The organism is Streptomyces albicerus, assembly GCF_008905045.1.
Classification (GTDB): domain Bacteria; phylum Actinomycetota; class Actinomycetes; order Streptomycetales; family Streptomycetaceae; genus Streptomyces; species Streptomyces albicerus.
Map to the genome: position 1 here is coordinate 65,465 of NZ_VWMY01000023.1, position 4,381 is coordinate 69,845.

At 68.5% G+C, this 4,381-nt stretch carries 3 protein-coding genes; all 3 read right to left on the bottom strand.

Features of this window, described 5'->3' with window-relative positions:
• Positions 1-10: 10 nt before the first annotated feature.
• The 3 genes from GAS53_RS21765 to GAS53_RS21775 all read right to left on the bottom strand — a co-directional run bounded on the left by GAS53_RS21765 (position 11) and on the right by GAS53_RS21775 (position 3,973).
• Positions 11-1,390 (bottom strand): AI-2E family transporter, encoded by a 1,380-nt coding sequence (locus tag GAS53_RS21765; RefSeq protein WP_151479338.1) that lies wholly within the window; start codon positions 1,388-1,390, stop codon positions 11-13.
• 125 nt (positions 1,391-1,515) lie between these two features.
• Positions 1,516-2,214: an aggregation-promoting factor C-terminal-like domain-containing protein gene (locus GAS53_RS21770; RefSeq protein ID WP_450164486.1), complete on the bottom strand. Its 699-nt coding sequence runs from the start codon at positions 2,212-2,214 to the stop codon at positions 1,516-1,518.
• A gap of 433 nt (positions 2,215-2,647) precedes the next feature.
• Entirely contained in the window at positions 2,648-3,973 is a 1,326-nt protein-coding gene (locus GAS53_RS21775; RefSeq protein ID WP_151479340.1) for a PhoH family protein, read from the bottom strand.
• Positions 3,974-4,381: the final 408 nt, after the last annotated feature.

The window sequence follows — 4,381 nt, forward strand, 5'->3', positions numbered from 1 at the left end:
AACCCGCTCACTACGGCGACGCGTCCGACGGGGGATCCGTCGGGGCCACCCCCGTCGCCGTCGCCCCACGCGGCCCCGGCGACTGACGCAGCGCCGACTCCTGGGCGTACGACCGCAGATAGCCGACCACCGTGTTGGTGACCGCGACGAGCGGAACAGCGACCACCGCACCCCCGATCCCCGCGACCATGCCACCGGCCGCGACCGACAGCACGACCGCAAGCGGATGGACCCGCACCGCCCGCCCCAGGATGAACGGCTGAAGGATGTGCCCCTCGATCTGCTGCACGGCGAGCACCACGACAAGCGTCATGACCGCCGTGAAGACCCCCTGCGTCACCAGCGCGACCACCACCGCCAGCGCCCCGGAGACGACGGCACCGACGAGCGGGATGAAGGCGAACAGGAAGATGAAGACGGCGAGCGGGACGGCCATCGGGACGTCGAGGAAGAAGATGCCGAGACCGATGAAGATGGCGTCGATGAGAGCGACTATCACCGTGCCACGGACGTAGGCGGTCAGAGTCCGCCAGGCCCGCGGACCCGCCCCCGCCACTCCCGGCCGGGCCGCCGCCGGTACCAGCTTGAGCGTCCACTGCCAGATGCGCTTCCCGTCGTAGAGAAGGAAGAGCGTGCAGAACATCGTGAGGAGTATGCCGGTGAGCGCCTCGACGATGACCGTGACGCCCTCGAGGCCCGCCGACGTGATCTCGTCCGTGTTGGCGCCCACCGCCTCCCGCAGACTCTTGGCGATGTCCTTGATCTGATCCTCGGTCACATGGAACGGGCTGTTGAGCAGCCACCGCTGCAACTCGTCGATACCGTCCTGGACCTGGTCGGAGAGGTTGTCGATGTTCTCCATGACCTGCCAGACCACGAACCACCCGACAAGCCCCATGACCACGAAGCCGAGGATCGCGGTGAGCGCGGTGGCGAGTCCGCGCGGCACCCCGTACCGCTGCAGCCGGGCGACCGTGGGCTGGAGCAGGGCGGTGATGAGCAGCGCGGCGACGAAGGAGAGGACGACGAGCTGCACGGCGCTGATGACACGCATCAACACCCAGACGGTGCCCGCGAGTACGAGCAGCCGCCACCCGGCCTCGGCCGCGACCCGCACACCCCACGGAACGGCGGCGGCGGGATCGGGACGAACGAAGACAGGAGCGGCGGCGACAGGAGTGTCGAGCGTGTCCGAAGGAGGGGACGGCCGCGCAGACTCGGGCGGGACGGGCTCGGTCGACGCGCCCCGGGCGTCCACGCCGCCCGCATGGACCCCATCGCCATCGGCCTCGTCGGCCCTCTCGGCCTCCGCGCGCCGCGCGTTCAACCGCTCTCCCACTACGGTGAGTCCGGCGCCGAGCCGACTCAGCCACCCTGGCACTCGCGACATGATCCGTCCCTTTTCCCCGTAACTCCCCACCACTCCCCCCTGGAGTCGTCGGGGTCGACCGTACATGGCCGAAGCCCCTCACCGTAGGACGGTGAGGGGCTTCGCGAGGTTGAGCTGCGGCCTGCTCAGTACCAGTTGTTGGCCTGCCAGAATTCCCAGGCCCCGCACGGGCTGCCGTACCGGCCGTCCATGTAGCTGAGGCCCCACTTGATCTGCGTGGCGGGGTTGGTCGCCCAGTCGGCGCCGGCCGAGGACATCTTGGAACCCGGCAGCGCCTGCACGAGCCCGTAGGCGTCGGAGGTGGGGTTGTCCGCCCGGTAGTTCCAGCTGGACTCGTGGTCCACGATGTTGCTGAAGCACTGGAACTGGTCCGCCGGGACGATCTGGCGGGCCATGTCCTGGACTTCAGAAATGCTGTACGAGGCCTGCGCCGGGAAGCTGGAGGGGTCGCGCGTGGCGGAACGGCTGGCAGCCTCCTGGGCTTCCTTCCGCTCCTTCGCTTCCCGCTCGGCCTTCTCCGCGGCCTTCTGCTTGGCGATGGCGTCCTCGGCGGCCTGCTTGCGCGCGGCCTCCTCGGCGTCCTTCTTGGCGGTCGCGTCCGCCGCGATGGCCTGGGAGTCGGCCTGCTGCGTCAGGGAGGCGGTCTGCACCTGCGCCTGCGCACCCGCGGGTATGTCCGCGAGGAGCGTTGCGTCGCTCGCCGTTGCCTCGGCGTCGTCGCTCGCGGGCGCGGTGTTGCCCGAGGCAACACCGGTGACAGCGCCGACAGCGGTGACCGCGGTGGCCGAGGCCACTGCGAATCCCCGGACCGAAATCCGGCTCACACGGTTTCCTTCCAGCATCGCCCGCTTCGGTGACCCTGGCGGACGCAATCGTGCCCCTGGCACTGGCCTCCCAACTGCGGGGTCACGGGAGACACGGGCCCGGTGGGCAACTCCCATGACGGGAGCGCCGCGTGGTGCGCGGGCGGCATACGACGGCTTTATGGAGTTCTGATGCTTCTGTTGTGCCGTACCGCTGGGGGTACAGATGTGTCGTATGCGGGGCCTGACAGGAGTGAGACTCTGCCGTACCCCGACGCCGGGAGGCAATTCTGTGTCGAGTGTGAAAGCTCACACCTCGTTTGCCCCAGGAGTTTTCCGGAAACGAGCACACGCCAAGACGCCGCCCGGCTAGGCTTTTCGCCTTTGCCGGACGGCGCCAACTACTGTGTAGCCACCACCTGTTGGACAGAAGCCACAGGTGGGTCAGGCAGGATCAGATGTGCCCGTCCTCCAGCATTTCGGTCACAAGCGCCGCAATCTGGGACCGCTCGGACCTGGTGAGCGTGACGTGCGCGAAGAGTGGATGCCCCTTCAGCTTCTCCACGACGGCCACGACACCGTCGTACCGGCCGACCCTGAGATTGTCCCGCTGGGCCACGTCATGGGTCAGAACAACCCGTGAATTCGCGCCGATTCGGGACAGAACGGTCAACAGAACGTTCCGTTCCAGGGATTGGGCCTCGTCCACGATCACGAACGCGTCGTGGAGGGAGCGGCCGCGGATGTGCGTGAGCGGCAGGACCTCCAGCATGCCGCGCGCGGTGACCTCCTCGATGACCTCGCGGCTGGTGACGGCGGAGAGCGTGTCGAAGACCGCCTGCGCCCAGGGGCTCATCTTCTCGGACTCGGATCCGGGCAGATAGCCGAGCTCCTGCCCGCCGACCGCGTACAGCGGCCGGAAGACCATCACCTTCTGGTGCTGGCGCCGCTCGAGCACGGCCTCCAGGCCAGCGCAGAGCGCGAGCGCCGACTTTCCGGTGCCGGCCCGGCCGCCCATCGACACGATCCCGACGTCCGGGTCGAGCAGCAGATCCAGCGCGATGCGCTGCTCGGCGCTGCGGCCCTTGATGCCGAAGGCCTCCCGGTCGCCCCGTACGAGCCGGACGTTGCCCTCGGACGTCACGCGTCCCAGGGCCTTGCCCCGCTCGGAGTGGATCATCAGACCCGTGTGCACCGGGTAGTCGGACGCCTCGGGGACGTACAGGCTCTCCTCCTCGAAGAGGAGGTCCACCTGCTCGCCGGCCAGCGTCAGTTCGGACATTCCGGTCCAGCCGGAGGAGCCCGTGATGGCGAGCTCCGCGCGGTACTCCTCGGCGAGGAGCCCGACCGACGAGGCCTTGATCCTGAGAGGCAGGTCCTTCGACACGACCGTGACGTCGAACCCCTCGGCCTGCAGATTGCGGGCGACCGCGAGGATGCGGGAGTCGTTGTCGCCCAGGCGGTAGCCGCTGGGCAGCACGCTGGGGTCCGAGTGATTGAGCTCGACACGTACGGTCCCGCCCATCTCCCCCGTGGGGATGGGGGCATCGAGACGGCCGTACTTCACCCGGTAGTCGTCGAGCAGACGCAGGGCCTGCCGGGCGAAGTAACCGAGTTCGGGATGGTGCCGCTTGGCCTCCAATTCCGTGACCACCACGATCGGAAGCACAACCTCGTGCTCGTCGAAGCGGTTCATGGCGTGCGGGTCGGCCAGCAGGACGCTGGTGTCGAGAACATAGGTGCGCCGGTCTGGCATACGGCGCTTTGTGCTGGTCACCACGGAAGGACGTACCCCCTCGGATGAGGTCGGGGAGCGACGGAGGAGAACTGGACCGGTCTCCGGCCGCGATGCACGGGCCGAGAACCGGCCCTCCGCTTCGTCCGTACTGACCGCACGGTCGGGCTGGTGCAAAGGGCCTCCCGGGCGGACGGCCCCGTGCCGTCCGCTGAGATACGACACCCGTGGTTCGGGTGTCGACCTGGAAGGCTTATGCCCTCGAACGTGGGATGCCATGCCAAGGCACATGACGGCGCTTCCGTTAACTCCAGGTGACGTATGTCCCTGGTGACGCCCCCTTCCGGCGGAAACTCGCCCGGAGAGTGACCCGAAGGGGCGCGCCTGTGTCGAGAGGCCGATCGCGCGGAGCGCCCGACGAAGGAGGGCCGAGCACGATCGGCCTCTCGACAC

Coding starts and splice junctions, on each gene's coding strand:
- GAS53_RS21765 (WP_151479338.1), bottom strand. CDS start 1,390: ATGTCGCGAGTGCCAGGGTGGCTGAGTCGGCTCGGCGCCGGACTCACC.